The 25054-nt window shown below is 66.4% G+C and carries 22 protein-coding genes; all 22 read left to right on the top strand.

Annotated features, from left to right (window positions below; all coding sequences use genetic code 11):
- The first annotated feature begins 67 nt into the window (after window positions 1-67).
- Window positions 68-1063: a cysteine synthase A gene (locus A0J57_RS20635; protein ID WP_044662761.1), complete on the top strand. Its 996-nt coding sequence runs from the start codon at window positions 68-70 to the stop codon at window positions 1061-1063.
- 41 nt (window positions 1064-1104) lie between these two features.
- Window positions 1105-1410 (top strand): hypothetical protein, encoded by a 306-nt coding sequence (locus A0J57_RS20630; RefSeq protein WP_044660141.1) that lies wholly within the window; start codon window positions 1105-1107, stop codon window positions 1408-1410.
- Window positions 1411-1453: 43 nt separating this feature from the next.
- Entirely contained in the window at window positions 1454-2728 is a 1275-nt protein-coding gene (locus tag A0J57_RS20625) for a hypothetical protein (RefSeq protein WP_235600923.1), read from the top strand.
- Window positions 2729-2913: 185 nt separating this feature from the next.
- Entirely contained in the window at window positions 2914-3411 is a 498-nt protein-coding gene (locus A0J57_RS20620) for a division/cell wall cluster transcriptional repressor MraZ (RefSeq protein ID WP_061939093.1), read from the top strand.
- The gene (gene rsmH / locus A0J57_RS20615) at window positions 3408-4388 is read left to right on the top strand and encodes a 16S rRNA (cytosine(1402)-N(4))-methyltransferase RsmH (RefSeq protein ID WP_061939091.1); all 981 of its coding nucleotides are present in this window, start codon (window positions 3408-3410) and stop codon (window positions 4386-4388) included. The genes A0J57_RS20620 and rsmH overlap by 4 nt, the downstream gene beginning before the upstream one ends.
- Window positions 4385-5038, top strand: coding sequence for a hypothetical protein (locus A0J57_RS20610; protein ID WP_025550614.1), 654 nt, complete (start codon window positions 4385-4387; stop codon window positions 5036-5038). The genes rsmH and A0J57_RS20610 overlap by 4 nt, the downstream gene beginning before the upstream one ends.
- On the top strand, window positions 5039-6739 hold the full coding sequence (locus A0J57_RS20605) for a penicillin-binding protein 2 (RefSeq protein WP_061939089.1): 1701 nt from the start codon (window positions 5039-5041) through the stop codon (window positions 6737-6739). It abuts the gene before it with no gap.
- On the top strand, window positions 6739-8181 hold the full coding sequence (locus tag A0J57_RS20600; protein WP_061939088.1) for a UDP-N-acetylmuramoyl-L-alanyl-D-glutamate--2,6-diaminopimelate ligase: 1443 nt from the start codon (window positions 6739-6741) through the stop codon (window positions 8179-8181). The genes A0J57_RS20605 and A0J57_RS20600 overlap by 1 nt, the downstream gene beginning before the upstream one ends.
- Window positions 8178-9554 carry a UDP-N-acetylmuramoyl-tripeptide--D-alanyl-D-alanine ligase gene (gene murF / locus A0J57_RS20595; protein ID WP_061939086.1) on the top strand — a complete coding sequence of 459 codons (1377 nt, stop codon included), beginning with the start codon at window positions 8178-8180 and terminating at the stop codon, window positions 9552-9554. The genes A0J57_RS20600 and murF overlap by 4 nt, the downstream gene beginning before the upstream one ends.
- Window positions 9554-10627 carry a phospho-N-acetylmuramoyl-pentapeptide-transferase gene (mraY, locus tag A0J57_RS20590; protein ID WP_025550622.1) on the top strand — a complete coding sequence of 358 codons (1074 nt, stop codon included), beginning with the start codon at window positions 9554-9556 and terminating at the stop codon, window positions 10625-10627. Before murF ends, mraY begins: the two co-directional genes overlap by 1 nt.
- A 5-nt stretch (window positions 10628-10632) precedes the next feature.
- On the top strand, window positions 10633-11958 hold the full coding sequence (murD, locus tag A0J57_RS20585; protein WP_061939083.1) for a UDP-N-acetylmuramoyl-L-alanine--D-glutamate ligase: 1326 nt from the start codon (window positions 10633-10635) through the stop codon (window positions 11956-11958).
- A 26-nt stretch (window positions 11959-11984) separates the two neighbouring features.
- On the top strand, window positions 11985-13187 hold the full coding sequence (locus A0J57_RS20580) for an FtsW/RodA/SpoVE family cell cycle protein (RefSeq protein WP_025550626.1): 1203 nt from the start codon (window positions 11985-11987) through the stop codon (window positions 13185-13187).
- Window positions 13184-14365, top strand: coding sequence for an undecaprenyldiphospho-muramoylpentapeptide beta-N-acetylglucosaminyltransferase (gene murG, locus A0J57_RS20575; protein WP_025550628.1), 1182 nt, complete (start codon window positions 13184-13186; stop codon window positions 14363-14365). Before A0J57_RS20580 ends, murG begins: the two co-directional genes overlap by 4 nt.
- 58 nt (window positions 14366-14423) lie before the next feature.
- Window positions 14424-15845 (top strand): UDP-N-acetylmuramate--L-alanine ligase, encoded by a 1422-nt coding sequence (gene murC, locus A0J57_RS20570; protein WP_025550629.1) that lies wholly within the window; start codon window positions 14424-14426, stop codon window positions 15843-15845.
- A complete protein-coding gene (locus A0J57_RS20565) occupies window positions 15845-16042 on the top strand; it encodes a hypothetical protein (RefSeq protein ID WP_025550630.1) in 198 nt (65 codons plus the stop codon). Before murC ends, A0J57_RS20565 begins: the two co-directional genes overlap by 1 nt.
- Complete coding sequence (gene murB, locus A0J57_RS20560; RefSeq protein WP_082718763.1) at window positions 16039-16959, top strand: UDP-N-acetylmuramate dehydrogenase; 921 nt, start codon at window positions 16039-16041, stop codon at window positions 16957-16959. Before A0J57_RS20565 ends, murB begins: the two co-directional genes overlap by 4 nt.
- Window positions 16956-17921: a D-alanine--D-alanine ligase gene (locus tag A0J57_RS20555; RefSeq protein ID WP_025550631.1), complete on the top strand. Its 966-nt coding sequence runs from the start codon at window positions 16956-16958 to the stop codon at window positions 17919-17921. The genes murB and A0J57_RS20555 overlap by 4 nt, the downstream gene beginning before the upstream one ends.
- The gene (locus A0J57_RS20550) at window positions 17914-18861 is read left to right on the top strand and encodes a cell division protein FtsQ/DivIB (protein WP_044660131.1); all 948 of its coding nucleotides are present in this window, start codon (window positions 17914-17916) and stop codon (window positions 18859-18861) included. Before A0J57_RS20555 ends, A0J57_RS20550 begins: the two co-directional genes overlap by 8 nt.
- Window positions 18862-18867: 6 nt before the next feature.
- Window positions 18868-20154 carry a cell division protein FtsA gene (gene ftsA / locus A0J57_RS20545; protein WP_025550635.1) on the top strand — a complete coding sequence of 429 codons (1287 nt, stop codon included), beginning with the start codon at window positions 18868-18870 and terminating at the stop codon, window positions 20152-20154.
- Between the two features lie 110 nt (window positions 20155-20264).
- Complete coding sequence (gene ftsZ / locus A0J57_RS20540) at window positions 20265-21734, top strand: cell division protein FtsZ (RefSeq protein WP_061939079.1); 1470 nt, start codon at window positions 20265-20267, stop codon at window positions 21732-21734.
- 123 nt (window positions 21735-21857) lie between these two features.
- Window positions 21858-23678 carry an SPOR domain-containing protein gene (locus A0J57_RS20535; protein WP_061939077.1) on the top strand — a complete coding sequence of 607 codons (1821 nt, stop codon included), beginning with the start codon at window positions 21858-21860 and terminating at the stop codon, window positions 23676-23678.
- A gap of 69 nt (window positions 23679-23747) precedes the next feature.
- A complete protein-coding gene (locus A0J57_RS20530; protein WP_044660127.1) occupies window positions 23748-24905 on the top strand; it encodes a deoxyguanosinetriphosphate triphosphohydrolase in 1158 nt (385 codons plus the stop codon).
- Window positions 24906-25054 lie beyond the last annotated feature (149 nt).

The raw sequence follows: 25054 nt of genomic DNA, 5'->3' as shown, positions 1-25054 counted from the left end.
CCCGACTTTCGCGCGGCCATCAATCCGTTGCTTGGCAAGCGCGTATCTGGTCCGCTATGCGGAAGCCATGCTGGTTCAGAAAGATAGTCTCGCCCTGATTGGCAACACGCCGTTGGTGCGCCTTGCCGGCCCTTCCGAAGAGACGGGTTGCGATATTTACGCCAAATGCGAATTCGCCAATCCCGGCGCTTCGGTAAAGGATCGCGCGGCGCTGTTCATCGTCAACGATGCGGAGGAAAAGGGGCTGTTGAAGCCCGGCGGCACCATCGTCGAGGGGACGGCGGGAAATACCGGCATCGGGCTGGCGCTGGTCGCCAACGCCAAGGGCTATCGGACGATCATCGTCATGCCGGAGACGCAAAGCCGCGAGAAGATGGACACGCTGCGCGCGCTGGGCGCAGAGCTGGTGACGGTGCCGGCGGCGCCCTATTCCAATCCCGGCCATTTCGTCCACACCTCCCGCCGCCTGGCGGAAGAGACGGAAGGCGCGATCTGGGCCAACCAGTTCGACAATATCGCCAACCGCAAGGCGCATATCATCGGCACGGCCGAGGAGATCTGGACCCAGATGGACGGGCAGATCGACGGCTTCACCTGCGCGGCGGGTACGGGCGGGACGATCGCGGGCGTCGGGCTGGGCCTGAAGGCGCATGACGAGAATATCACCATCGCGCTCAGCGATCCGCATGGCGCGGCGCTTTACAATTATTATGCCCATGGCGAGCTGAAGGCGGAAGGGTCTTCGGTAGCCGAGGGCATCGGGCAGGGACGCATCACCGCCAATCTGGAGGGCGCGCCGATCGATACCCAGTTTCGCATTTCCGATGAGGAAGGGCTGCTCTGGGTACGGCGTCTGCTGGCCGAGGAAGGGCTGTGCCTGGGCCTGTCGTCGGGCATCAATGTCGCGGGCGCGGTCGCGCTGGCGAAGCGTCTTGGGCCCGGCAAGCGGATCGTCACGATCCTGTGCGATACCGGATTCCGTTATCTTTCAACACTTTATAATCGCGAATGGCTGGAATTGAAGGGCTTGACTGTCTTCCCCTGGCTCGCGCAAACTCGTTGACCGCCGACACAGGTCGCGGCGGCGATAAAAAAGAGCGCTTCATGGCTGAAACACCCCGCCAACAGGAAGGGTTGCAGCGTGTCCAGATTGGCCTCACCGGGCTGGCGGGCGTGGTGTTGCTCGTGGGTCTGGCGAATATCGTGATCGACAAGGCGCGGATAGACGATCCGACGGTGCCGCCGCCGACCGTGCCCACGCTGGACGTGAATGCGGTATCGCCCAAGGAGCCGCTGGCGGAACTGGGCGTGCAGCCCGCGCCGGAGCAGGCGCCGATCGTGCCGGACCTGCAACCCGACCCCAATCTCAAGAAACCCATGGATCGCGAGATTCCGCCGGCTTCGCGCTGATGCTGGCGGGTTCGGCTTGAAGGCTGCGCTTCGGACATTTGTGATGCTGGCTCTGCCCGGGCTCCTGGTGCTGCTCGGCGGGTTGCCCGCGCTGCTGCGGACCGGGCAGGTCGATCCTCGGGGCTGGATGGTTCCGGCATTGCTGTCGATCCCGATGGCCGCTGTGCTGAAGGCGCGGCTAGGGGACGGGGCGGCGTGGTGGGCCGGGCTGGGAACGATTGGGACGGTGCTGTCCTGCGCGTTTCTGGCGGCTTGGCGCGTGCCGGCTTTGCTGCCCGTGCTTTGGTTGCTTGCGGTGATGCTGGCGGCCATGTTTGCGGGATTGATGTTCCGTATTCCCACCAAGGCGCTCGAGAGAGACGAATGGCTCGCGACCGCCCGGTCCAAATGGCGGGACTGGGTTCCTGCCTTCGCAGGAACAGGGCGGATTGCTGCGATGGGTCTGGCCTTGCTGGCTCTCGCGGCGTGCTGGCTGGCTCAGGAGCCGGCTGTTCAGCGCGCGCCTCATCCTGCCAAATTGTCCGTCATCACCGGACTGCCGCTATTCTGGCGCGATGGCGCCCAGGTGGATGCGCCCATCGTCACCGTCCTCCGCCAGCGATTCGACCTGAGCCCGCTCGATTCGCCGCTCGCTCTGGAAAACAGCCCTGCCAAGACGCTTCTCCTGGCCCAGCCGCGGGCTTTTTCGATGGATGAACTGGTCGCATTGAACGGATGGATCAGCCGGGGCGGCAAGGCGCTGGTCCTGGCCGATCCGGAACTGCGTTGGCCGATGGACCTGCCGTTGGGCGACCGGCGGCGACCGCCGGCCGTCACCTTGCTCGCGGCGATGATCGAATATTGGGGCGTCAGGCTGATGCCCCCCAGCGCGGGCGAAAAGCGTCATTTTCTGGGCGATGGGCGGGTGTTGACCGTCTATTCCGCCTCCGGTTTCGAGGATGCTGGGCCGAAGTGCCGCATCGCCGGGCGGGGATTGGTGGCGCGCTGCATGGTGGGGAAGGGCAGCGCAACCATCGTCGCGGATGCCGATTTGATCGACGACAGGCTCTGGCTCGCGGATGCCGCCGCGTCGTTGGAGCCCGGACAATGGACCGCCGATACCCCGCAGTTCGTGGCGGAAGCTTTGGGCGCCACGCTTCCGGCAGGGCGGCGCTGGGTCCGGTCGGGTGACGCGCTGGTCAACGCCGTTCGCTGGGCGGTCCTCGTCGGGATTTTCTGGGCGGCCTTGGGAACCGTGTTTTTCCGGCGGCGCGGGGCGGCTCCCTTGGACCTTTCTTCGCCACGTCCTGCCCGGCCAACGCCATTTAAAGAGGGTTAATTACCAGAACAAAACAGGATTTCCCGGCTTTTCCCAAAATATCCCTTTTCTTGCACCCCGTGGCTTGGTATTTGAAAGCCATAGGGGTTTGTCAGGCTTTGCTAGTCCTGTGAGCCGGTTCGTCTCTGCGCGAATCCGGCTGGCGATAGCCTGCGCCCCGGAAACAGAGGGGCAGCAGTCCAAAAGTGTCGGAAGTCATTCTCTATACGGGCAACGCATTCAGCGTCGCGGACGGCAAGGGCCGTTTCGTGCTGCCCTTGGAGATGCGCCGGCAGGTCAAGCTGTCCAGCGGCAATGAAACCCGGCTTTTCCTCTCGGTCCATGGCGGCAACCCCTGCGCCACGGGCTTTGGCGAATCGCACCGCCGCCATCTGTTCACCGAAGTCGAGGAACTGGCCCGCGAAGCGCGCGCCGCGGGGCGCGACTATGATGCCGATCTGGAACTGGAGCGCCGCCTCGGCACGATCGAGGAGGTCAATTTCGATGACGGCGGCCGCTTCGCCATGCATCCCGACATCAAGGAGGAATATGGCATTACCGACGCCGTCTTCTTCTATGGCGTGGGTCGCTACATCCAGATCTGGAAGCCGGAAACGCTGGTCGACAGCAAGGACCGGCCGGAACTGATCCGCAACAAGGTTCGCCGCTGGCTGGACCAGCGGACGGCGGGAGGGGCCAGGTGAGCGCTTCCGCCGATCATGCCAAGGACCCCGAGCGCCATATTCCGGTGCTCATCGACGAAGTGCTCGACGCCCTCGCCATCAACCCCGGCGAGGTCCATGTCGACGGCACGTTCGGCGCGGGCGGCTATTCGGGCGCCATGGCGGACAAGGGGGCGAGGGTCTTCGCCTTCGACCGCGATCCCGACGCGATTCGCGAAGGGCAGGCGCTGGCCGACGCAAAGGGCATCACCCTGATCGCGGGCGAATTTTCGCGGATGGAGCAACTGCTGGCGGACCGGGGCGTGACATCGGTTTCCGGCGTCACGCTGGACATCGGCGTTTCGTCCATGCAGCTCGACCGGCCGGAGCGGGGCTTTTCCTTTCAGGGCGACGGGCCACTCGACATGACGATGAGCCAGAGCGGGATGAGCGCCGCCGATTTCCTGAACAATGCCCCCGAGCAGGAGATTGCCGACATCCTCTATCGCTATGGCGAGGAGCCCCGCTCGCGCCGCGTGGCGAAGGCGATCGTCGAGGCGCGGCCGCTGGAGCGTACCGGGCAACTCGCCGGCGTCGTGCGCAAGGCGCTTGGCCACAAGCCGTATGACAAGAAGGACCCCGCCACCCGCACCTTCCAGGCGATCCGCATCCATGTGAATCGCGAGCTGGAGGAACTGGAGCGGGGGCTGGAAGCGGCCGAGGCGATGCTGGAGGAAGGCGGCCGGCTGGCGGTCGTCACCTTCCACAGCCTGGAGGACCGCATCGTCAAGCAGTTCCTGCGCAACCGCAGCGGCAGCGAGGCGAGCGGATCGCGCCATTTGCCCCAACTCCAGTCCGGTCCCGCGCCGACTTTCGAAAGGCCAGCCAAGGCGGTGCGGCCTGGCATGGCGGAACTGGCGCGCAACCCCCGCTCCCGATCCGCCACGTTGCGCAGCGCCGTTCGCACGTCCGCCCCTGTTTCCCCCCGCCGAACCCAAGACAGGAAACCCCGCTCATGATCGCGGTCAAGAGATTGCAGAGCCTGATCTGGATCCTTCTGGTCGCGCTGGGGGCCTTGGGCGCTTATCTGGTGTCGCTCAAGGTCGCGACCGAGCGTAATGAGTTGATGAAGGTGCGGGCGCAGATCGCGCGGGCCAAGGCCGACATCCGCTATCTGGAGACCGAGTTCAGCGCGCGGGCGAACATGCGGCAGCTTGAGCGCTGGAACCAGGACGACTTCATGTATGCGACGCCCACCGCCCAGCAATATCTGGCGGGCGAGCGGGCGCTGGCGCATCTCGACGGGGTGCAGCCCAATGGGCCCGATTATGTCGCGCCCCCGGTGATGGTGGCGATGGTGCAGACGCCCGCCGATCTGCCGTCGGCGCCGCAGGCCGCGCCCGCCAGCCCCGCGCCGACCCAGATCCGCAGCGACATCGCCGTGATCCGGGAGGCGCATGCGGCGGACAATGTCGACAAGATCGCCAAGGCGCCGCCCGTCAAGACGCCCAAGGAAAAGGCGAAGGAGGACGCCGACACGACGAAGCCCAATCCTGTCGCCCGCCGCGCGGAGCGGATGGCGATGCTGGACGCGAAGCTGCTCGACGACAGCACGCTGGGGGACATCAGCGCCAAGGCGAAGCGCGAGCGCGCCAAGGGGGATCGCTAGATGGCGACGATCATCGTTCAGCCGGGCGGCGCGAGAGCGGGCAAGCAGCGCGTCGACCTGACGGCGATCGCGCATAACCGGCTGATGTTGCTGCTGATCCTGTTCATGGCGATCACGGCGGTATTGATTCTGCGCCTGAGCTGGGTGGGGGTCTTCGCCGGCAACGGGCGGGGCGGCGACGCGATGGGCGGCCTTCCTGCGCGGGCCGACATTGTCGACCGCAACGGCGTGCCGCTGGCGCGCACCATGGATGCCTATTCGATTGCGGTGCGGCCTTCGCGGCTGATCGGCGACCCGTCCGAACTGGCCCGTAAGCTGCATGAGATATTCCCCGACGAACCGGAAGCCGCCTTCCACAAGAAGTTGACCGGGCGCGGCTGGGCCTATCTGCGCCGTCGCGCGTTGCCGGAAGAGGTGGCGGCCGTGAACGCCCTGGGCGAGATCGGCATCGAATTCCCGCGCGAGAAGGAGCGGCTCTATCCGCAGCGCACCTTGGCGGCGCATGTGATGGGCTTTGCGCCCAATACGGACGGCAAGGGCGGCATGGGCGTGGAAGCGGCGTTCAACGACCGGCTGACCGATGCGGCGCTGCGCGGCCAGCCCTTCGCCATGTCCATCGACAGCCGCGTGCAGGGCGCGCTGGAAAGCGAGCTGTACGCGCAGCTCGTACAGACCCGCGCAAAGGGGGCGGGCGGCGTGATACTGGACGCCAATACCGGCGAGGTGATCGCCATGGCGTCGATTCCCGTGTTCGATCCCAACAAGCTGCAAAATTATGCGGGCAAGAGTTGCAGCGAATCGCCGCTCTGCAATCATATGGTGCAGGCGCGCTATGAACTGGGATCGGCGTTCAAGCCGCTGTCCATTGCCGCGGCGATGGATCGCGGCGTCGTCACTTCCATGTCGAAGACCTATGACGCGACGGCGCCGCTCGCCATTGCGGGCTTCCGGATCAAGGACGACCATCCGCTCGGCCGCTGGATCAACGTGCCGGAAATCCTGGTGCACAGTTCCAACATCGGTACGGCGCGGATCGCCGACCAGATGGGCGCGGAGCCTTTGCAGCATCTTTTCCGGGAGTTGCACTTCGATCAGCGCGCGCCGATCGAGCTCAATGAACGGGCAGGCACGCTCTGGCCGGCCAATTGGGGGCGCATCACGACGCTGACCGTTTCCTATGGCCATGGCATCGCCGTAACGCCTTTGCATCTCGCTTCGGCTTATGCGGCGTTGGTGAACGGCGGACTGTGGCGGCCCGCTACCCTGCGCAAATTGAAGGCGGACGAGGTGCCGGAGGGCCGCCGCGTCTTCTCCGCCGCGACCAGCGCGCGCATGCGCCAACTGTTGCGCATGATCGTGGCGGCGGGTACAGGTCGCAGCGCCGACGCCAAGGGATACCGGGTGGGCGGCAAGACGGGTTCCGCCGAAAAGCCCCAAGAGGGCCGGTATAACAAGACTTCGCTGGTGACGACTTTCGCTTCTGCCTTCCCGATGGACAATCCGCGCTATGTGGTCCTCGTCACCATGGACGAGGCGACGGGTCAATATGGCCTGCGCACGGCCGCCTGGACGGCGGCGCCGGTCGTGAAGCGGGTGGTGGAACGCACCGGGCCGATGCTGGGCGTGCTGCCCGACGAGCGGCGCGACGTCGACATTTCCGACCTCATGCCGCTGTTGCACGGCGACAAGGAGAAAGAATAATGCGCCTCGGGTCGCTTATCGAGGGGCTGGATGCGAAGCTCGATACAGGCGCGTCGCTGGACCTGCCGGTATCGGGCTTCGCGATCGATAACCGGAAGGTCGCGCCGGGCACGGTGTTCGGGGCCTTCCAGGGAGCGCGGGTCAATGGCGAGAACTTCATTCCCGCCGCCGTGCAGGCAGGGGCAGTGGCGGTCGTCGCCCGGCCGGAGGCGCGGGTGGACGGCGCGATCCATATCGCGTCGGACAACCCCCGCCGCCTGTTCGCGCAGCTTGCCGCGCGCTATTTCGCGCCGTTTCCGGAGGTGACCGTTGCCGTCACCGGGACCAACGGCAAGACCTCCACCGTCGAACTGACCCGGCAGCTCTGGCGGATGCTGGGGCATAAATCCGCCTCCATCGGCACCCTGGGCGTGACCACCTCCGTGGATCAGGTTTCCACCGGGCTCACCACGCCGGACATCGTGACCTTCCTCGCCAACATGTCGGGCCTGAAGCGCGAGGGCATCACCCATGCCGCGTTCGAGGCGTCGAGCCACGGGCTGGCGCAATATCGCACTGAAGGACTGCCCGTGTCGGCAGCCGCCTTCACCAACCTGTCGCGGGATCATCTCGATTATCATGGCGACATGAACAGCTATTTTGATGCCAAGATGCGGCTGTTCGACGAGGTGGTCGAGCCGCAGGGCGCGGCGGTCGTCTGGGCCGATGACGCATGGTCGGAAAAGGTTATCCAGCGGGCTACGAAGCGGGGGCTTCGTGTGCTGAGCGTCGGGGTGCAGGGGCAGGCATTGCGCCTTGCCAACCGCACCCCGACCCAGTTGGGCCAGACGCTGGACGTCGAGGTTGAAGGCAAAAGCCACAAGGTCAACCTGCCGCTGATCGGCGCCTATCAGGCGGCCAATGCGCTCACCGCCGCCGGCCTGGTGATTGCCGGTGGCGAGGATGCGGGCAAGGTGCTGGAACTGCTGGGCCGGGTGCAGCCCGTGCGCGGGCGGCTGGAGCGGGCCGTCATCACCCGGACGGGCGCGCCGGTCTATGTCGACTATGCCCATACGCCCGACGGGTTGCGTGCCGCCATCGAGGCGCTGCGGCCGCATACGCGGGGTCGGCTGATCGCGCTGTTCGGCGCGGGCGGGGATCGCGACGCGGGCAAGCGGCCGCAAATGGGCAAGGTGGCGGCGGACCTTGCCGACCATGTCATCGTCACCGACGACAATCCGCGTTCGGAGGAGCCCTCCGCCATCCGCGCCGCCGTCATGGCGGGCGCGCCGGGCGCGGAGGAGATTGGCGGTCGCCGCGCCGCCATCGCCGCCGCCATCGCTCAGGCAGGCGCGGACGACATTGTCCTCCTGGCAGGCAAGGGGCATGAGCAGGGCCAGATCATCGGGGACCGGGTGCTGCCCTTCGACGATGTGACCGTGGCGCGGGAATGCGCCGGATGAGCGCACTCTGGACCTCCGAAGAGATTGCGCAGGCCACGGGGGGCGTCGCTTCGGCGCCCTTCGCCGTTTCTGGCGTGGCGTTCGACAGCCGCGAAGTGACGGGCGGCGACCTGTTCGTCGCGATGAAGGGCGAGGCCACGGACGGACATCGCTTCGTCGACAAGGCGTTAGGTCAGGGCGCGGCGGGCGCCATCGTCAGCCAGCCGATCGCGCAGCCGCATGTGCTGGTGCCCGACAGCGCGGCGGCGCTGGAGGATCTTGGTCGCGCCTCCCGCGCGCGGATGCAGGGCAAGGTGGTCGGCGTCACCGGATCGGTGGGCAAGACCGGCACCAAGGAGGCGCTGTTCCATGCGCTCGACCGCATCTGTCCGGGGGAGGTCCACCGCTCCGTCAAGAGCTACAACAATCATGTCGGCGTGCCGCTGAGCCTGTCGCGCATGCCGCGCGAATCCGCCTTTGGCGTGTTCGAAATGGGCATGAACCATGCCGGCGAACTGGCGGCGCTGACCCGGCAGGTACGGCCTCATGTCGCCATCGTCACCGCCATCGCGCCGGCCCATATCGAATTTTTCGGCACCGAGGAGAAGATCGCGGAGGCCAAGGCCGAGATTTTCGAGGGGCTGGAGCCGGGCGGCACGGCGGTCATCCCCTATGACAGCCCGCATGTCGCGACCCTTTATGCCAAGGCGGAGAAGCATGCGGCACGAATCCTGACCTTCGGCTTCGATCCGGAGGCCGATGTCCGCGCCCGCGAAACCGTGCCTGCGGTGGGCGGCGGCACGCTGGTCACGGCGGCGCTGCCGGGCGTCGAACTGTGCTTCACCGTGGGGGCTCCGGGCGAACATTGGGTTTCCAACGCTCTGGCGGTGCTGGCGACGGTGGAGGCGCTGGGCGGCGATCTGGCGGCGGCGGGACTGGCGCTGGCGGAAATGCCGGGCCTTCCGGGTCGGGGTCAGCGGAGCATCCTGCCTGTCGAGGGCGGCGAGGCGTTGCTGATCGACGAAAGCTATAACGCCAATCCGTTGAGCATGACGGCGACGCTCAGGCAATTGGGCCGGGAGCAGGCGGAGCGCCGCATTGCCGTGCTGGGCGGGATGCGCGAACTGGGCGACCGCAGCCGCGAATTGCATGCCGGGCTGGTCGAACCGCTGACGGCGGGCCAGGTGGATTATGCGGTGCTGGTGGGCGAGGAGATGGAGCCGCTGGCGCAAGCGCTGGGCGGCGTCATCGCCTTCGACCATGTATCCGACGCAGCCAGCGCCACCGACCTCATTCGACATGAAATACGCGCGGGCGATGCGGTCCTGGTGAAGGGATCGAACGGCATCGGCCTCTCGCGCCTCGTCGCCGCGCTACAGGAAGCAAAGAACTGATGCTCTACTGGCTTGCCCAGACCATGGATTTCGCGGGTGTGTTCAACCTCATCCGCTATTTGAGCTTCCGGGCGGGCGCGGCGATCGCGACCGCGCTCATCATCGGCCTGCTGATCGGGCCGCGCTTCATCGGATGGCTGCGCGTGCGGCAGGGCAAGGGGCAGCCGATCCGCGACGACGGCCCGCAGACGCACCTCGCCAAGCGCGGCACGCCGACCATGGGCGGCCTCATGATCCTGACGTCCATGGTGTCGTCGGTGCTGCTGTGGATGGACCTTTCCTCCATCTATGTCTGGGCCTGCCTGTTCGTGACGCTGGGTTTCGGCGCCATCGGTTTCCTCGACGATTATGACAAGGTGACGAAAGCCAGCCACAAGGGGCTTTCGGGCAAGATGCGCCTGGCCTTCGAGTTCCTGATCGCCGGTTTCGCGGCGTGGCTGATCGTCAGCCAGCATGGCAATACCGCGCTGTACGTGCCCTTCTACAATGGTCCGGCGATCGAACTGGGGCCGTTCTATTTCCTCTTCGCGGCCTTCGTGATCGTGGCGTTCGGCAATGCGGTGAACCTGACCGACGGTCTGGACGGGCTTGCGACGATGCCGGTCATCATCGCCTGCATGGCGTTCATGGCCATCGTCTATCTGGTCGGGCGCGCCGACTTTGCGGGTTATCTTGGCATTCCGCATGTGCCGGGAGCGGGCAACCTCACCATATTGTGCGGCGCGATCATCGGGGCGGGCCTCGCCTTCCTCTGGTTCAACGCGCCGCCCGCCGCCGTCTTCATGGGCGACACCGGCAGCCTGGCGCTCGGCGGCACGATCGGCGTGATCGCCGTCACCGCGCATCATGAGATCGTGCTGGGCGTGATCGGCGGGCTGTTCGTGGTGGAGGCGATGTCCGTCATCATCCAGGTCTTCTTCTACAAGCGCACCGGCAAGCGCGTGTTCAAGATGGCGCCGATCCACCATCATTTCGAACAATTGGGCTGGGCCGAGCCGACCGTCGTGATCCGCTTCTGGATCATTTCCTTCGTGCTGGCGCTGGCCGGCCTCGCCACGCTGAAGCTGCGGTGAGCGCCATGGGGATCGTTTCCGACGTCTTTGCAGGCAGGAAATATGCGGTGCTGGGGCTGGCGCGGTCCGGCCTCGCCACGGTCGAGTGCCTGGCGGCGAGCGGGGCTGAGGTCGTGGCATGGGACAGCCGGGACGAGGCGCGCGCCGCCGTTAAGGGCAAGGCGGAGTTGGCCGATCCCACCGAAATCGACCTCAAGGGCTTTGACGGCGTGGTGGTGTCGCCCGGCGTGCCGCTCAACAAGCATCCCATCGCCATGCATGCGAAGCTCGCGGGAGTGCCCATCATTGGCGACATAGAGCTGTTCGCGCTCGCCCGGCCCAGCCTGCCCAGGCATCGTGTGGTGGGGATCACCGGAACCAACGGCAAGTCCACCACGACCGCTCTGGTCCATCATATCATCGAGACGGCGGGCATTCCCACGCGGATGGGCGGCAATATCGGGCTGCCGATCCTGGGACAGGACCCGTTGCCTGAGGGCGGCGTCTATGTGCTGGAGCTGTCGAGCTACCAGATCGACCTGACGGGCAGCCTGGATTGCGACGTGGCGGTGCTGCTCAACATCACGCCGGATCATCTCGACCGTTATAATGGCTTTGAAGGCTATGTAGCCTCCAAGGCGCGGCTGTTCGCGATGCAGTCGGCCGGGCATGTCGCGGTAATCGCGACGGAAGATGAGCCGAGCCGGGGGATATTCCATTCCGTCCGTCATTCCCGGCAAGGCGGGAATGGCGGGGTTGTGGAGGTGCGATCGGGCGACATCGCTCCCTCCGCTCAGGCCGGCTGGCCCGCATTGCAAGGCCCGCATAACGCCCAGAACGCTGCCGTCGCCATTGCGGTCGCCCGCGCGCTGGGCATCGGCGAAGCGACAATCGAACAGGGCCTGCAAAGCTATGCCAGCCTTCCCCACCGAATGCAGCGGGTGCGGGAACTGAACGGTGTCCTCTACGTCAACGACAGCAAGGCGACCAATGCCGCCTCGACCGCGCCGGCGCTGGCCGCCTATCCGCCGGTCGATGGCCGCAAGCGGCTGCACTGGATCGTCGGCGGCCTGGCCAAGACCGACAATCTGGACGAGTGCGCGCCCTGGTTCGCCAATGTGGCCCAGGCCTATACCATCGGCGAAGCGGGCCCCATGTTCGCTGAGCTGTTGCGCCCGCATATGGCGGTGGACGATTCGGAAATGCTATCGGCCGCCGTTCGCCGCGCTGCGCGGGTGGCGCAGCCGGGTGACGTGGTGCTGCTGTCGCCAGCCTGCGCGAGTTTCGACCAGTTCCGCGATTTCGAGGCGAGGGGCGATGCCTTCGCCGCTGCCGTCGCCGCGCTGGAATAAAGGGAATCGGAGGAGCTTTGGGGGGCATGTCGAGGGCAGGCGATCTTGTAAAGGAGTTCAGGAACCGCACCGTCCCGCGTGAGCGTACGGCGCTGGCTATCTGGTTCTGGGAAATCGACCGCGTGCTGCTGTCGCTGATCGTCGCGCTGATGGCGATCGGGCTGGTCGCCGTGGCGGCGGCCTCCCCGGTGGCGGCGATCGACCGGTCGACCAGCACGGTTTCGGTGACGCCGCTCATCTATTTCTACCGCCAGTTGATGTGGGTGTTCATCGGCCTGCCGATCATGCTGGTGATCTCCATGCTGCCCCGGACGCAGGCGCGCCGACTGGCCTTTATCCTGTGCATCGTCTTTGCCGTGGCGCTGCTGCTGGTGCCGGTGCTGGGTTCGGTGGTGAACGGCGCCAAGCGCTGGATCGACCTGCCGGGTTTCCGGTTCCAGCCGTCGGAATTCCTCAAGCCCGTCTATGTCGTCACCATGGCCTGGTTGCTGTCGCTGCGCGGCAAGGACATGACGTTGCCCGTGATCCCGCTGACCGGCGTGCTGACGCTGCTGATCGCGGCGATTCTGATGAAGCAGCCGGACTTCGGCCAGACGGTGATCTTCCTCGCCTGCTGGGGCGGCCTGCTGCTGCTGTCGGGGGTGTCCATGCGCTTCATCGGCGGGATGGCGGGCGCGGGGCTTGGCGGGCTGGTGCTGATGTACATGTTCTATGAGAACGGACGTCAGCGCATCAACGACTTCCTGGGCATCGGCGTCGCGCAGGATGTCGGGCCGGACCAGACCGAACTGGCCTTCCGCACCATCACCCATGGCGGCTTCCTGGGCGTCGGGCCGGGCGGCGGGCAGAACAAGTTCCGCCTGCCCGAAGCGCATACCGACTATATCTTCTCGGTCATCGGGGAAGAGTTCGGCCTGCTCGCCTGCATCGGCATCGCCTGCGTCTATCTGGCGATCGTCGTGCGGGTGTTCCTGCGCATGCTGGACGAGGATGATAATTTCACCATCCTCGCCGCCGCGGGCCTCACCACCCAGTTCGGGCTTCAGGCGATCATCAACATGGGCGTCAATGCCCAGATATTTCCGTCCAAGGGCATGACGCTGCCCTTTATCAGCTATGGCGGCTCCTCTATGCTGGCGCTTTGTATCGGCGTCGGCCTGTTGCTCGCATTCACGCGGCGCAACCCCTTCATGGGTCGGCACACGGTCGTCAAATGGAGTGGTCGATGAGCATTTCCCGACACTTCGTCCTCGCCGCCGGCGGGACGGGTGGTCATATGATTCCGGCGCATGCCGTTGCTGAAGAGCTGATGCTGCGCGGCCATCATGTCGCGCTGGTGACGGATGAGCGCGGCGCCAAGATACCTGGCATTTTCGACAAGGCGCCTGACAATCGGGCACAGGTCCATGTCATGCCCGCCGGGCGGATGACCCGGAATCCCAGAAGCTGGCCGGGCGCGTTGAAGGCGATTTTGGCGGGCCGGGCGATGGCGCGGCGTCTGAACGAGACGTTCCGCCCGACGGCCGTTGTGGGTTTTGGCGGCTATCCGGCCATGCCCGCGTTGCTGGGCGCGCTGGCCGATGGCATTCCGACGGCCATTCACGAACAGAATGCCGTGCTTGGCCGGGTGAACCGCTATCTGGCGGGACGGGTGGATGCCATCGCGACCGCCTATCCGGATGTCGAGCGGCTCAAGGACAGATATGCCGGCAAGGTCCACCTCGTCGGCAATCCGGTGCGCGAGGAGGTGAAGCAGCTTCGCGAGGAGGATTTTCCCGCGCTGACCGACGAGAGCGTGTTCCGTGTGCTGGTCATCGGCGGCAGCCAGGGGGCGACGATCCTTTCCAGCGTCGTGCCCGACGGCCTGGGCATGCTGCCGCTCAGCCTGCGCCGGCGCCTGCAGGTGACGCAGCAATGCCGGGCGGAGGATATTGAGCGGGTGCGCCGGCTCTATGCCGATCTCGAAATCCCGGCGGACCTGGCGACTTATTTCAACGATGTCCCGGAAAAACTGGGCTGGTCGCACCTTGTCATCGCGCGGGCGGGCGCTTCGACGCTGGCGGAACTGACCTGTGCGGGGCGTCCGGCGATCCTGATACCGCTGCCGAGCGCGATGGACGACCACCAGACCGCCAATGCCCGCGAGATGACCGAGGCCGGGGGCGCCCGCACCATTCCGCAGGCGCGCTTCACGGCTGTGGAACTTGCCAAGCAGATGCAGAAGATGGCGCTGGAACCCGGCGCGCTCCAGAATGCGGCCAAGCGCGCCCGCGCCTGCGGTCGCCCGAATGCGGCCCGCGACATGGCGGATCTGCTGGAAAGCATTGGCCCGGCGCCCATCATCAATGACCCGCTGCGTGTCGGCCCGACGCCCACCAGCCTCAATTTGCAGGGTGTTCCTGCATGAAGAACGCCAAACTCTCCCCCCACGGCTCTCTCTATTCTGTCAGCAAGGAATCCCACGCATGAAGGGTGTCGGCACCGACATCGGCACGATCCATTTCATCGGCATCGGCGGCATCGGCATGTCCGGCATCGCTGAGGTGATGCATAATCTGGGCTACAGGGTTCAGGGCAGCGACGTCGCCGAAGGCTATGTGGTCGAGGGGCTGCGCAAGAAGGGCATCCCCGTGATGATCGGTCACAAGGCCGAAAATCTGGGCGATGCCGCCGTGGTCGTGACCTCCACCGCGATCAAGAAGGGCAATCCGGAGGTCGATCTGGCGCTGGAGCGCCGCGTCCCCGTCATCCGCCGGGCCGAAATGCTGGCGGAACTGATGCGCCTCAAATCGACCGTCGCGGTCGCGGGCACGCACGGCAAGACCACGACCACATCGATGGTCGCGGCGTTGCTGGATGCGGGCGGGGTGGACCCGACCGTCATCAATGGCGGCATCATCAACAGCTATGGCTCCAACGCCCGCCTCGGCAACAGCGAATGGATGGTGGTGGAAGCCGACGAGAGTGACGGCAGCTTCCTGCGCCTGGACGGCACGCTGGCGGTCGTCACCAATATCGATCCCGAGCATCTCGACCATTATGGCAGTTTCGACAAGGTGAAGGACGCCTTTGTCGAATTTGTCGAGAATGTGCCTTTCTACGGCGCGGCGATGCTCTGCCTCGATCATCCGGAGGTGCAGGCGATCCTGCCGCGCGTGCAGGACCGGCGCATCGTCACCTATGGCTTCTCCGCCCAGGCCGATATTCGCGGCGAAAATGTGCAGCCGATTCCCGGCGGCAACCGCTTCGACGTGCAGATCCGGGAGCGCGACGGTTCGCTCCGCCGGATCGAGGGCATCGAAATGCCGATGCCGGGCCGCCATAATGTGCTGAACGCCATGGCGGCGATCGGCGTGGCATTGCAGATGGGCATCGATGACGCGACGATCCAGACCGGCTTCGCCAAGTTCGGCGGCGTCAAGCGGCGCTTCACCAAGGTCGGGGAAATCGCGGTCGGTGGCGGCGCCGCGACGGTGATCGACGATTACGGCCACCATCCGGTCGAGATCAAGGCGGTGCTGGCTGCCGCCCGCGAAGGTGCGAAAGGCCGGGTCATCGCTGTGGTGCAACCGCATCGCTTCACCCGCCTGCGCGACCTGATGGACGAGTTCCAGCAGGCCTTCAACGATGCCGACATCGTCTATGCCGCCCCGGTCTATCCAGCCGGCGAGCAGCCGATCGAGGGCGTGGACAGCGCGGAACTGGTCGCAGGGCTGAAGCGCCGGGGCCATCGCAACGCCGCGACGGTCGAGGGCGCGGACGATCTTGCCCGCCTGATCGCCGCCGATGTGCAGGCGGATGACATGATCATCTGCCTGGGCGCGGGCGACATTACCAAATGGGCGGCGGGGTTGGCCTCCGCCGTTGCGGAGAGGGAAGCCGCCTGATGTTCGAACTGCTCAATGTCGGGCTGGAAATGCAGAAGCGGATGATCGACATCCAGATGCAGGGCGTCGAAGCGGCGCAGCAGATGGTCGACGCCGCCCAGCGCAATGTGGATGCGGGCCTCGCCGCAACCCGCGCGGGCGAGGCGGGCATGAAGGCGATGAAGGGCTGGATGCGGCTTTGGGGGATGCGCGATTGACGCTGGCGGCAACGTCCCTTCCTCCGGTTCGCGGTTCGCTCAAGGCCGATGCGCCGTTGGCACCGCTCGTCTGGTTCAAGGCGGGCGGCGTCGCGCAATGGCTGTTCGAGCCGAAGGACGCGGACGATCTTTCCGATTTCCTCACCCGACTGGACCCGGCGATCCCGGTGATGGCGCTGGGGCTCGGTTCCAACCTGATCGTGCGGGACGGCGGCGTTCCGGGCGTTGTGGTGCGTCTTGGCAAGCCCTTTGCCAAGGTGGAGCAGGTCGATGCGACCAGCCTGCGCTGCGGGGGAGGGGCCTCGGGCATCCTCGTTTCATCGACCGCGCGGGATGCAGGGATCGCCGGGCTTGAATTCCTGCGCTCCATTCCGGGCACGGTCGGCGGCTTCGTGCGGATGAACGGGGGCGCCTATGGTCGTGAGACCTGCGATATTCTTGTGGAATGCGAGGTTGTGCTGCGGTCCGGCGAGCGGGTGACATTGCCGGTCGATGCATTGGGCTACGCTTACCGCCACAGCACTCTTCCCGACGGCGCTGTCGTGGTGAGCGCGGTTTTCCGGGGCTTTCCCGGCGAGTCCGCGGCCATCCAGGCGGAGATGGACCGCATCGCGACCGCCCGCGAGGAAAGCCAGCCGCTCCGCAGCAAGACCGGAGGGTCCACCTTCAAGAACCCGGCCGGTCACAAGGCCTGGCAGTTGGTGGATGAGGCCGGGTGCCGGGGGCTCCAACGGGGGGGCGCGCAGGTTTCGGAAAAGCACACCAATTTCCTCCTCAACCTGGGCGATGCGACCAGCGCGGATATAGAGGCGCTGGGCGAGGAGGTGCGCCGCCGGGTGAAGGAAAAGAGCGGCATTGACCTCGAATGGGAAATTCAAAGGGTGGGCGTTCAGCTGGTTGAAGGAACAGATACATGACTCGTGGCCCCTGGCATGTTGCCGTCCTGATGGGGGGCTGGTCCGCCGAACGGCCCGTTTCGCTTTCGTCGGGCGAGGGCGTCGCCAAGGCGCTGGAATCGCGCGGCCACAGGGTTACGCGGATCGACATGGACCGCGACGTCGCGCTGCGCCTCGCGGAGGCCAGGCCCGATGTCGTGTTCAACGCCCTTCACGGCGTGCCCGGCGAGGATGGCACGGTGCAGGGCATGATGGACCTGATGGGCCTCACCTACACCCATTCCGGCCTCGCCACCTCGGTCATCGCGATCGACAAGCAGCTTACCAAGCAGGCGCTGGTGCCCCATGGCATCCCCATGCCCGGCGGTCATATCGTGCCCAGCGAAAGCCTGTTCGAGGGCGATCCCCTGCCGCGCCCCTATGTGGTGAAGCCGGTCAATGAGGGCAGTTCGGTCGGCGTCGCCATCGTGACCCGGGACGGCAATTATGGATCGCCCATCGGCCGGGATGTCGAGGGACCGTGGCTGCATTTCGAGGAATTGCTGGCCGAGCCCTATATTCGCGGCCGGGAACTCACGACCGCCGTGCTGGGCGACGAAGCGCTGCTGGTCACGGAATTGCGCCCGAAAAGCGGCTTCTACGATTTCGACGCCAAATATACCGACGGCATGACCGAGCATGTGTGTCCCGCCGATATTCCGCAGGAGATCAGCGAAGCCTGCAAGGCAATCGCGTTGCGCGCGCATCGGTTGCTGGGCTGCAAGGGGGCGTCGCGCGCCGATTTCCGTTGGGACGATGAACAGGGGATCGACGGGCTGTTCCTGCTGGAGGTGAACACCCAGCCGGGCATGACGCCGCTCAGCCTCGTGCCCGAACAGGCGGCCAGGCTGGGCATTGACTATGCCGAGCTGGTGGAGCGTATAGTCGAGGACGCGCTGAACGGCGCCCGAATTGCAGCCAATGGGGGGGCGAAGCATGGCTGAAGCACGCATCCGGCGTGGCGGAACGGCGCGGCTGACGCGAACGACCGGCGCGCGCGGCCGCAGCGGGGGGCGAGGGCGTTCGGTCAAGCAGCGGAGCTGGATCGACGGCTTGATCGACCTGCTGCCGGTGAGCGAGGAAACGCTCCAGCGCATGGCGAGCTGGACCATCGTCGGCATCGTGCTGGCCGCGCTGGTCGGCATCGCCATGCTGATGGGCGTTCCCGCCATGGCCGGGCAGAAGGCGTCCGAACTTGCCGCCCAGGCCGGTTTCGAAGTCGAGAAGGTCGAAGTGCGCGGCGTCGAGCGGATGGACGAACTGCCCATCTACAATATCGCCCTGGGCCAGGTGAGCCGGTCCATGCTTTCGCTCGACCTGCCCAAGGTGCGGGCCGACATGCTGAAGCTCGGCTGGGTCAAGGATGCGCGCATTTCCCGCCGCCTGCCCGATACGCTGGTGGTCGACATCGTCGAACGCGATCCTGTCGCGGTGTGGCAGCATGATGGACAGCTTCACCTGATCGACGTGGCCGGCGTGGTGCTGCAATCGGTGTCCGCCGGGGCGATGCCGGACCTGCCGCTGGTGGTCGGTCCCAACGCCAATCTCCAGACCGCGGGCCTCAACAGGCTGATGGAAAATGCGCCCGCGCTCAAACCCATGCTGGCGGGCGCCACCTGGGTCGGGAACCGGCGCTGGGACCTGCGCTTTCAGTCGGGGGAGACGCTTTCCCTGCCGGAAGGCGACAAGCCGTCGGCCACGGCGCTGGTCAATTTCGCGCGGATGGACGGGGTGAACCGCCTGCTGGGCCGGGGCATCGTCAAGTTCGACATGCGCGATCCCGACCGTTTCGTGCTGCGCCTGCCGCAGGGCCAGGGAAGCGGTTCGTCCGGCGACAAGCCCGATGCGAGCGCCGAAGCGCCCGCCAAGGGCGAGGAAGGCTGAACCCCCATGGCTCAACCCAAGGTCGAGAAGTTCGTCACCGCGATCGACATCGGATCGTGGAAGGTGTCCGCGCTGATCGCGGGGCGCACCGAAAATGGCGAACTGGCGATCCTGGGCACCGGCCAGCGCGAAAGCCGGGGGGTGCGGCGCGGCTTCATCGCGGACATGGAGCGGACCGAACTCGCCGTCCGGGAAACCGTGGAGCAGGCGGAACGCGTCGCGGGCACGAATATCGAGGATGTGTGGGTCAGCTTCTCCGGCGGCTCGCTGGTCAGCGACGTGGTCACGGTCGAGCGCGACATGGGCGGCTATCGCGTCGAACAGGCGGACATCGATGACCTTCTGACCACCGGCCAGCAGGGGATCGATCCGGACGGGCGCGTGGTTCTGCATGCCCAGCCGACCTGTTTCACCATCAACGGCCGCGTGCCGGTAAAGAAGCCGCTCGGCATGCATGCAGACCTGCTGGGCGTCGACATCCATGTCGTGCTGGCAGACGGGGCGCCGCTCGCCAATCTCGACCTCTGCGTGCGCGGCGCTTATCTGAACGTCAACTCCATCGTGGCTTCCCCCATTGCCACAGGCCTCGCGTGCCTGTCGGAAGAGGAGCGGGACCTGGGCGTGGCGCTGGTCGAACTGGGCGCCGGCGTCACCAATGTCTCCCTCTATGCGGGCGGCATGCTGGTCGGGCTGCACAGCATTCCGATCGGCGCGTCCGATATCACGGACGACATCGCCTCCGCCTTCGGCATCCGCCGCAGCCAGGCGGAGCGGATCAAATGCTTCTATGGGTCCGCCATGCAGAACCGCCGCGACTTCCGCGACATGATAGAGATCGCCGCGCCCCATGGCGACGTCGCCATTCCGGGGCAGAGCGCAGGCCCCAATGCCGATGGCGGCAAGATCACCCGCGCCGCTTTGGTGGCGGTGATCTGCGAGCGGTTGAACCAGATCATGGTGGAGGTGAATGCGGCGCTCGCCGGCATGGGCTTCAACACGCCCACCGGACGGCAGGTCGTGCTGACCGGCGGCGGCGCGGAAATGAAGGGCATTGCCGACTATGCCCAGGGCGCGCTGGGCCGCGCGGTGCGGATCGGACGGCCGCGCGGCCTAGCCGCCATGCCGGAGGCGCATAGCGGCCCGGCCTTCGCGACGCTGGCCGGACTTGCGCTTTACGGCGCTTCGAACCCGGTTGATCTTAGAACGATAGCGCCCGCTCCCCAGACCGTTCATCGTATCGGCGCGCCAGCATGGTGGCAGAGAATGGTGAAGGCGATGAAGACGAACTATTGAAATAAACACAGGTCAGACGAATTTTACTGGTGAAATACGCCATCATCTGTTGCATTAACCTTCGATGACAGTTTCGCTCACGTCACCGAAGCTGGAGGGAGCTAGAATTTATGAGCATTGAAATCAGCCCGCCGCATGTGGACGAGTTGAAGCCACGCATCGCGGTGATCGGCGTCGGCGGCGCGGGCGGCAACGCCATCGCGAACATGATCGCCGCCTCCGTCGAGGGCGTGGATTTCATCGTCGCCAATACCGACGCGCAGGCGCTGAATGCCTCGCCCGCGGAACGGCGCATCCAGCTTGGCCCGCAGATCACCGAAGGGCTGGGCGCCGGCTCTCGCCCGGAAATCGGCAAGGCCGCCGCTGAAGAGACCATCGCCTCGGTCGAGCAGGCGCTGGACGGCGCGCATATGTGCTTCATCGCCGCCGGCATGGGCGGCGGCACCGGCACCGGCGCCGCGCCGGTCATTGCCAAGGCCGCCCGCGACCGCGGCATCCTGACCGTCGGCGTGGTGACCAAGCCCTTCACCTTCGAGGGCAATCGCCGCATGAAGTCGGCGGAGGCGGGCATCGAGGAACTGCAGAAGCATGTCGATACCCTCATCGTCATCCCGAACCAGAATCTGTTCCTGATCGCCAACCCGAACACCACCTTCAAGGAAGCCTTCCAGATGGCGGACGAGGTGCTGCAGCAGGGCGTGCGCGGCATCACCGACCTGATGGTCATGCCGGGCCTCATCAACCTCGACTTCGCGGACGTCCGTTCCGTGATGGGCGAAATGGGCAAGGCGATGATGGGCACCGGCGAAGCCGAAGGCGATGGCCGCGCTCTGCAGGCCGCTGAAAAGGCCATCGCCAATCCGCTGCTGGACGGCGTGTCGATGCGTGGCGCCAAGGGCGTGATCGTCTCCATCGTGGGCGGCGACGACATGCGCCTGATGGAAGTGGACGAGGCCGCCAACCACATCCGCGAACTGGTCGATCCCGATGCGAACATCATCTGGGGTTCGGCCTTCAACGACAATCTGAACGGCAAGATCCGCGTATCGGTGGTCGCCACCGGCATCGACAGCGATGCGGGAGCCAATGCCGCGCCGCTGACCCAGCCGTTCAGCTTCGCCAGCCGTCCGGCGGTCGCGGTGCCGACCGCCGCCGCGCCCAAGCCCGCGCCGCAGCCTGCGCCGGCTCCGGTCGCGGCTCCTGCGCCCGCGCCGGAAGCCGAGCCTGAAACGCTGGAACTCGACGTGCCCGCCGCGCCGGCCCCGGCTCCGCTGACCCCGCCTGCCGCAGCGCCGGCGGCGGCGAAGCCTGCGCCTTTCAGTCCGCAGCGTCCTGCCGCAGTGTTTTCGGATGAAGACCCTTCGCAGGACGAGTTGCTGCTGGGTGAGGATGCGGCCGAAGAAGCGCCGGCTCAGCCCGCTCCGGCGCCGCAGGCCGCGCCGCGCGTCGCCACCGGTGGCACGCTGTTCGAGCGGATGGCGGGCCTGACCCGCGGCGCCGACAAGGGCGCCGCCGCCAGCGACGAGGGCGTGCCGACGCCCGACATTCCGCGTTTCCTGAACCGCCAGAGCAACCAGTAATCGGCCGCGGGGTTCGCCCCGGGGCATACTGACAAGCGCGCCATCGGCTGCCATGGGCAACCGGGCGCGCTTTTTCTTTCGACATATTCCCTTGTCCCGCCTCCATCCGCTAAAGGGCTGTCTGTGAGACGTTATGACATATGGATTCTCCGCGGACTGCTTCTAGCGGGCACCGCGCTGGCGCAACCGGTTCTGGCGCAGCCCGCCCAGGTGCAGGCGATGCGTCCCTCCAGCGCGGAAAACCTCAACAATCATCTGGCGCGGCTGGCGTCCAATCCGCGTGACGTGACGGCGCTGATCGGCGCGGGCGAGGCTGCGCTGGACATGGACGACGCGCGGGCGGCGGCGGGTTTCTTTGCCCGGGCCGACACGCTGGCGCCGAACAACGGCAAGGTGAAGGCGGGCCTTGGCCGCGTCATGCTGAAGAACCAGAACCCCGCCGAAGCGCTGCGCCTGTTCGATCAGGCGACGCGGCTGGGCTTTCCCGAAGCGACCCTGTTGTCCGACCGGGGCCTTGCCAAGGACATGACCGGCGATCAGGCGGGCGCGCAGCGCGACTATCAGGCGGCGCTCCAGCGGACACCGGACGATGTCGAGCTCACGCACCGCTATGCCGCCTCGCTTGGCATTTCCGGCCAGGTCGACGCGGCGGAACGAGTGCTGAAACCGCTGCTCTACAAGAGCGACCGGGCGGCCTGGCGCTACCGGGCGTTCATCCTGGCGATGAACAACCGACAGGCCGACGCCAGGAAGATCGCGGAGCAGACCATGCCGTCGCAGCTTGCCGCGGCGATCCTGCCCTATATGCAGAAAATGCCCTATCTGACCGCTGCCCAAAAGGCGGCGGCGGTGCATTTCGGGCATTTCCCGGCCAATGTCGGTTCGACCGTCGCCGCCATCACGCCCACGCCGCCCGCTTTCGCGTCCGCCACGCCTGCCGCACCGCCGGCCAGCCAACCCGCTGCCCGGACGCCGCCGCCGGCCCGATCCGCGCAGCAGGATCGTCGTTCGCGCCGCACCGAAACCGCCACGAGGCTTGCGCCGGCCGAAGCGCCGACCCGTAACGCGCCGGCGCCAGGCCAGCCCGTTCCCACCTCCACCATTCCACAGACCCAGACCCAGACGCCGCCTCCGCCGCAGCGCGCGCCGCAAGCTGCCGCCTCCGCCGCCGCTCCCGCCACCTCCAATGTGCAGGGCCCGCCGGCGCCCGGCTTCGAATCTGTCCCGGCGCACAGCCCGGCGCCCGCCAGTCCCCCGCCGAGCCAGCTCAACGCGATCACGCTGGCGCAGGCATCGGCGCCCCCCCCGTCCAGCCCGCCACAGGGCGGGGTGGACGCGCCGTCGGCTCAGCCGGCCGCTCCGCCACCAACCGCAACGCCTGCGCCGCAGCAGCAGATCGATCCGGCCGTCACCCATTCGCTGGCGGACATCATCCACGCCATCGATGTGCCGGAATCCGAACGCCAGTCGAGCGTCGTCGCGGTCGACCTGTCGGAGGTCGCCCGGATCCAGGCCGCCCGCCGCGCCGAGCGGGAGGCATCCGCCGCCGCTGCCGCGGAAAAGGCGAAGAAGGCCGCCGCCGCCAAGGCGAAGGCCGAAGCGGATGCCAAGGCCAGGCAACTGGCCGAGGAAAAGAAGAAGGCGGCCGAGGAAAAGGCCCGCCTTGCCGCCAATCCCTCGCGCAACTGGCTTCAGGTCGGTACGGGTGCGAACAAGGGCGCACTGGCCTTCACCATGAAGGGATTGCGCAAGAAATATGACTCGCTCGAACCGCAGGACGCCTGGGTGGCGAGCTGGGGCCGCACCAATCGCCTGCTTGTCGGGCCGTTCAGCAGCTTCACGCGGGCCAGGGCGCTGGAGGACAGGCTGAAGGCGGCGGGCGCGGACGTGTTCGCCTGGAAAAGCGATGCCGGGGAAGTGGTTGAGCGGCTTCCGGCGAAATAGGGCGATTTCCCATCGATCGGAACATCGAACGACTCGGCAATGGTCGAAAACGGCATTAAAGGGCGCGGCATGACGCTGCTTGCATCCTATGCCTCGCATCCCGGCCAGAGCCGGGGCCGCCTCCATGCCGAACCCGGCGGGGAGGTGCGGGGGCCCCGCGACATGTTCCAGCGGGACCGCGACCGCATCATCCACAGTATCGCCTTTCGCCGCCTGCGCCACAAGACGCAGGTGTTCGTGTCGCCCGACGGCGATCATTTCCGCGTCCGGCTGACCCACAGCCTGGAGGTGGCGCAGATCGGGCGCACGACGGCGCGGACACTGGGCCTCAACGAAGACCTTACCGAAGCGCTTTGCCTGGCGCACGACATCGGCCATCCGCCTTTCGGTCATGCAGGGGAGGATGCGCTGGAGGCGGCGCTCGACGCGCATGGCGGCTTCGACCATAATGCGCATACGCTGCGCACGCTGATGCTGCTGGAAAGTCCCTACCCGCTGTTCCGCGGCCTCAATCTGAGCTGGGAGATGCTGGAGGGGCTGGCCAAGCATAATGGCCCGGTCACGCGGCCCGGCTGGGCCATGCGGGAGGTGGATGCGCTGTTCCCGCTCGACCTTGCCAGCCATGCCTCGCTGGAGGCGCAGCTCGCGGCGATCGCGGACGACATCGCCTATGACAATCACGACATCGACGACGGGCTGCGCGCGGGCCTGCTGACGCTGGACCAGCTTCTGGGCGTGCCGCTGGTGAAAGGCTGCTGGGACCGGGTTCGCGCGCGCTATCCCGATGTGCCGGAGGATCGCCTGCTGCGCGAACTGGTGCGGGAACAGATCGGCGTGATGGCGAACGACCTGATCGCCGCCACCCGCGCCAACATCCTTGCGGCGGGCGTGGAGACGGCCGACGACGTTCGCCGGGCCGGACGCCCGCTGGTCGGCTTCTCGCCCGAACTCGCAGCGCAGGAGCGCGATCTCAAGCGGTTCATGTATGCGACGCTCTATCACCACCCATCGCAACTGGCGGCCGCCGACCGGGCGCGCGTGATCGTGACCGATCTGTTTCGCGCCTATCAGGCGGACCCGAAACTGATGCCGCAGGAGTGGCGCGACGATTGCGCGACGCTGGAACCCCGGCGCAGCCGCCATATAGCGGACTTCATCGCGGGCATGACCGACCGCTATGCCGAAAAGCGGCATGCCGAGATTTTCGGTGAACTGGCGCTGGCCTGAGCCATTGTCGGGAGATTCGCGACGGTCCGGCATTCCCTTTGCCCTGAAACCGCTTGTCTTATGACATTGCTGTCCGTTTGGGTCATGCTGGATTGCCCGGACCGGGGTGGCCACCCCGGTCCGGGCGGAAGGGGACGGATCGCGAAACC

The organism is Sphingobium sp. 22B, assembly GCF_001580035.1.
Lineage (GTDB): Bacteria > Pseudomonadota > Alphaproteobacteria > Sphingomonadales > Sphingomonadaceae > Sphingobium > Sphingobium fuliginis.
The sequence above is the reverse complement of the archived record's forward strand: the minus strand, read 5'-3'. Positions and strand labels throughout refer to the sequence as shown.

Coding starts and splice junctions, on each gene's coding strand:
- A0J57_RS20635 (WP_044662761.1), top strand. CDS start 68: ATGCTGGTTCAGAAAGATAGTCTCGCCCTGATTGGCAACACGCCGTTG.
- A0J57_RS20630 (WP_044660141.1), top strand. CDS start 1,105: ATGGCTGAAACACCCCGCCAACAGGAAGGGTTGCAGCGTGTCCAGATT.
- A0J57_RS20625 (WP_235600923.1), top strand. CDS start 1,454: ATGCTGGCTCTGCCCGGGCTCCTGGTGCTGCTCGGCGGGTTGCCCGCG.
- A0J57_RS20610 (WP_025550614.1), top strand. CDS start 4,385: ATGATCGCGGTCAAGAGATTGCAGAGCCTGATCTGGATCCTTCTGGTC.
- A0J57_RS20605 (WP_061939089.1), top strand. CDS start 5,039: ATGGCGACGATCATCGTTCAGCCGGGCGGCGCGAGAGCGGGCAAGCAG.
- A0J57_RS20600 (WP_061939088.1), top strand. CDS start 6,739: ATGCGCCTCGGGTCGCTTATCGAGGGGCTGGATGCGAAGCTCGATACA.
- murF (WP_061939086.1), top strand. CDS start 8,178: ATGAGCGCACTCTGGACCTCCGAAGAGATTGCGCAGGCCACGGGGGGC.
- mraY (WP_025550622.1), top strand. CDS start 9,554: ATGCTCTACTGGCTTGCCCAGACCATGGATTTCGCGGGTGTGTTCAAC.
- murD (WP_061939083.1), top strand. CDS start 10,633: ATGGGGATCGTTTCCGACGTCTTTGCAGGCAGGAAATATGCGGTGCTG.
- A0J57_RS20580 (WP_025550626.1), top strand. CDS start 11,985: ATGTCGAGGGCAGGCGATCTTGTAAAGGAGTTCAGGAACCGCACCGTC.
- murG (WP_025550628.1), top strand. CDS start 13,184: ATGAGCATTTCCCGACACTTCGTCCTCGCCGCCGGCGGGACGGGTGGT.
- murC (WP_025550629.1), top strand. CDS start 14,424: ATGAAGGGTGTCGGCACCGACATCGGCACGATCCATTTCATCGGCATC.
- A0J57_RS20565 (WP_025550630.1), top strand. CDS start 15,845: ATGTTCGAACTGCTCAATGTCGGGCTGGAAATGCAGAAGCGGATGATC.
- A0J57_RS20555 (WP_025550631.1), top strand. CDS start 16,956: ATGACTCGTGGCCCCTGGCATGTTGCCGTCCTGATGGGGGGCTGGTCC.
- A0J57_RS20550 (WP_044660131.1), top strand. CDS start 17,914: ATGGCTGAAGCACGCATCCGGCGTGGCGGAACGGCGCGGCTGACGCGA.
- ftsA (WP_025550635.1), top strand. CDS start 18,868: ATGGCTCAACCCAAGGTCGAGAAGTTCGTCACCGCGATCGACATCGGA.
- ftsZ (WP_061939079.1), top strand. CDS start 20,265: ATGAGCATTGAAATCAGCCCGCCGCATGTGGACGAGTTGAAGCCACGC.
- A0J57_RS20530 (WP_044660127.1), top strand. CDS start 23,748: ATGACGCTGCTTGCATCCTATGCCTCGCATCCCGGCCAGAGCCGGGGC.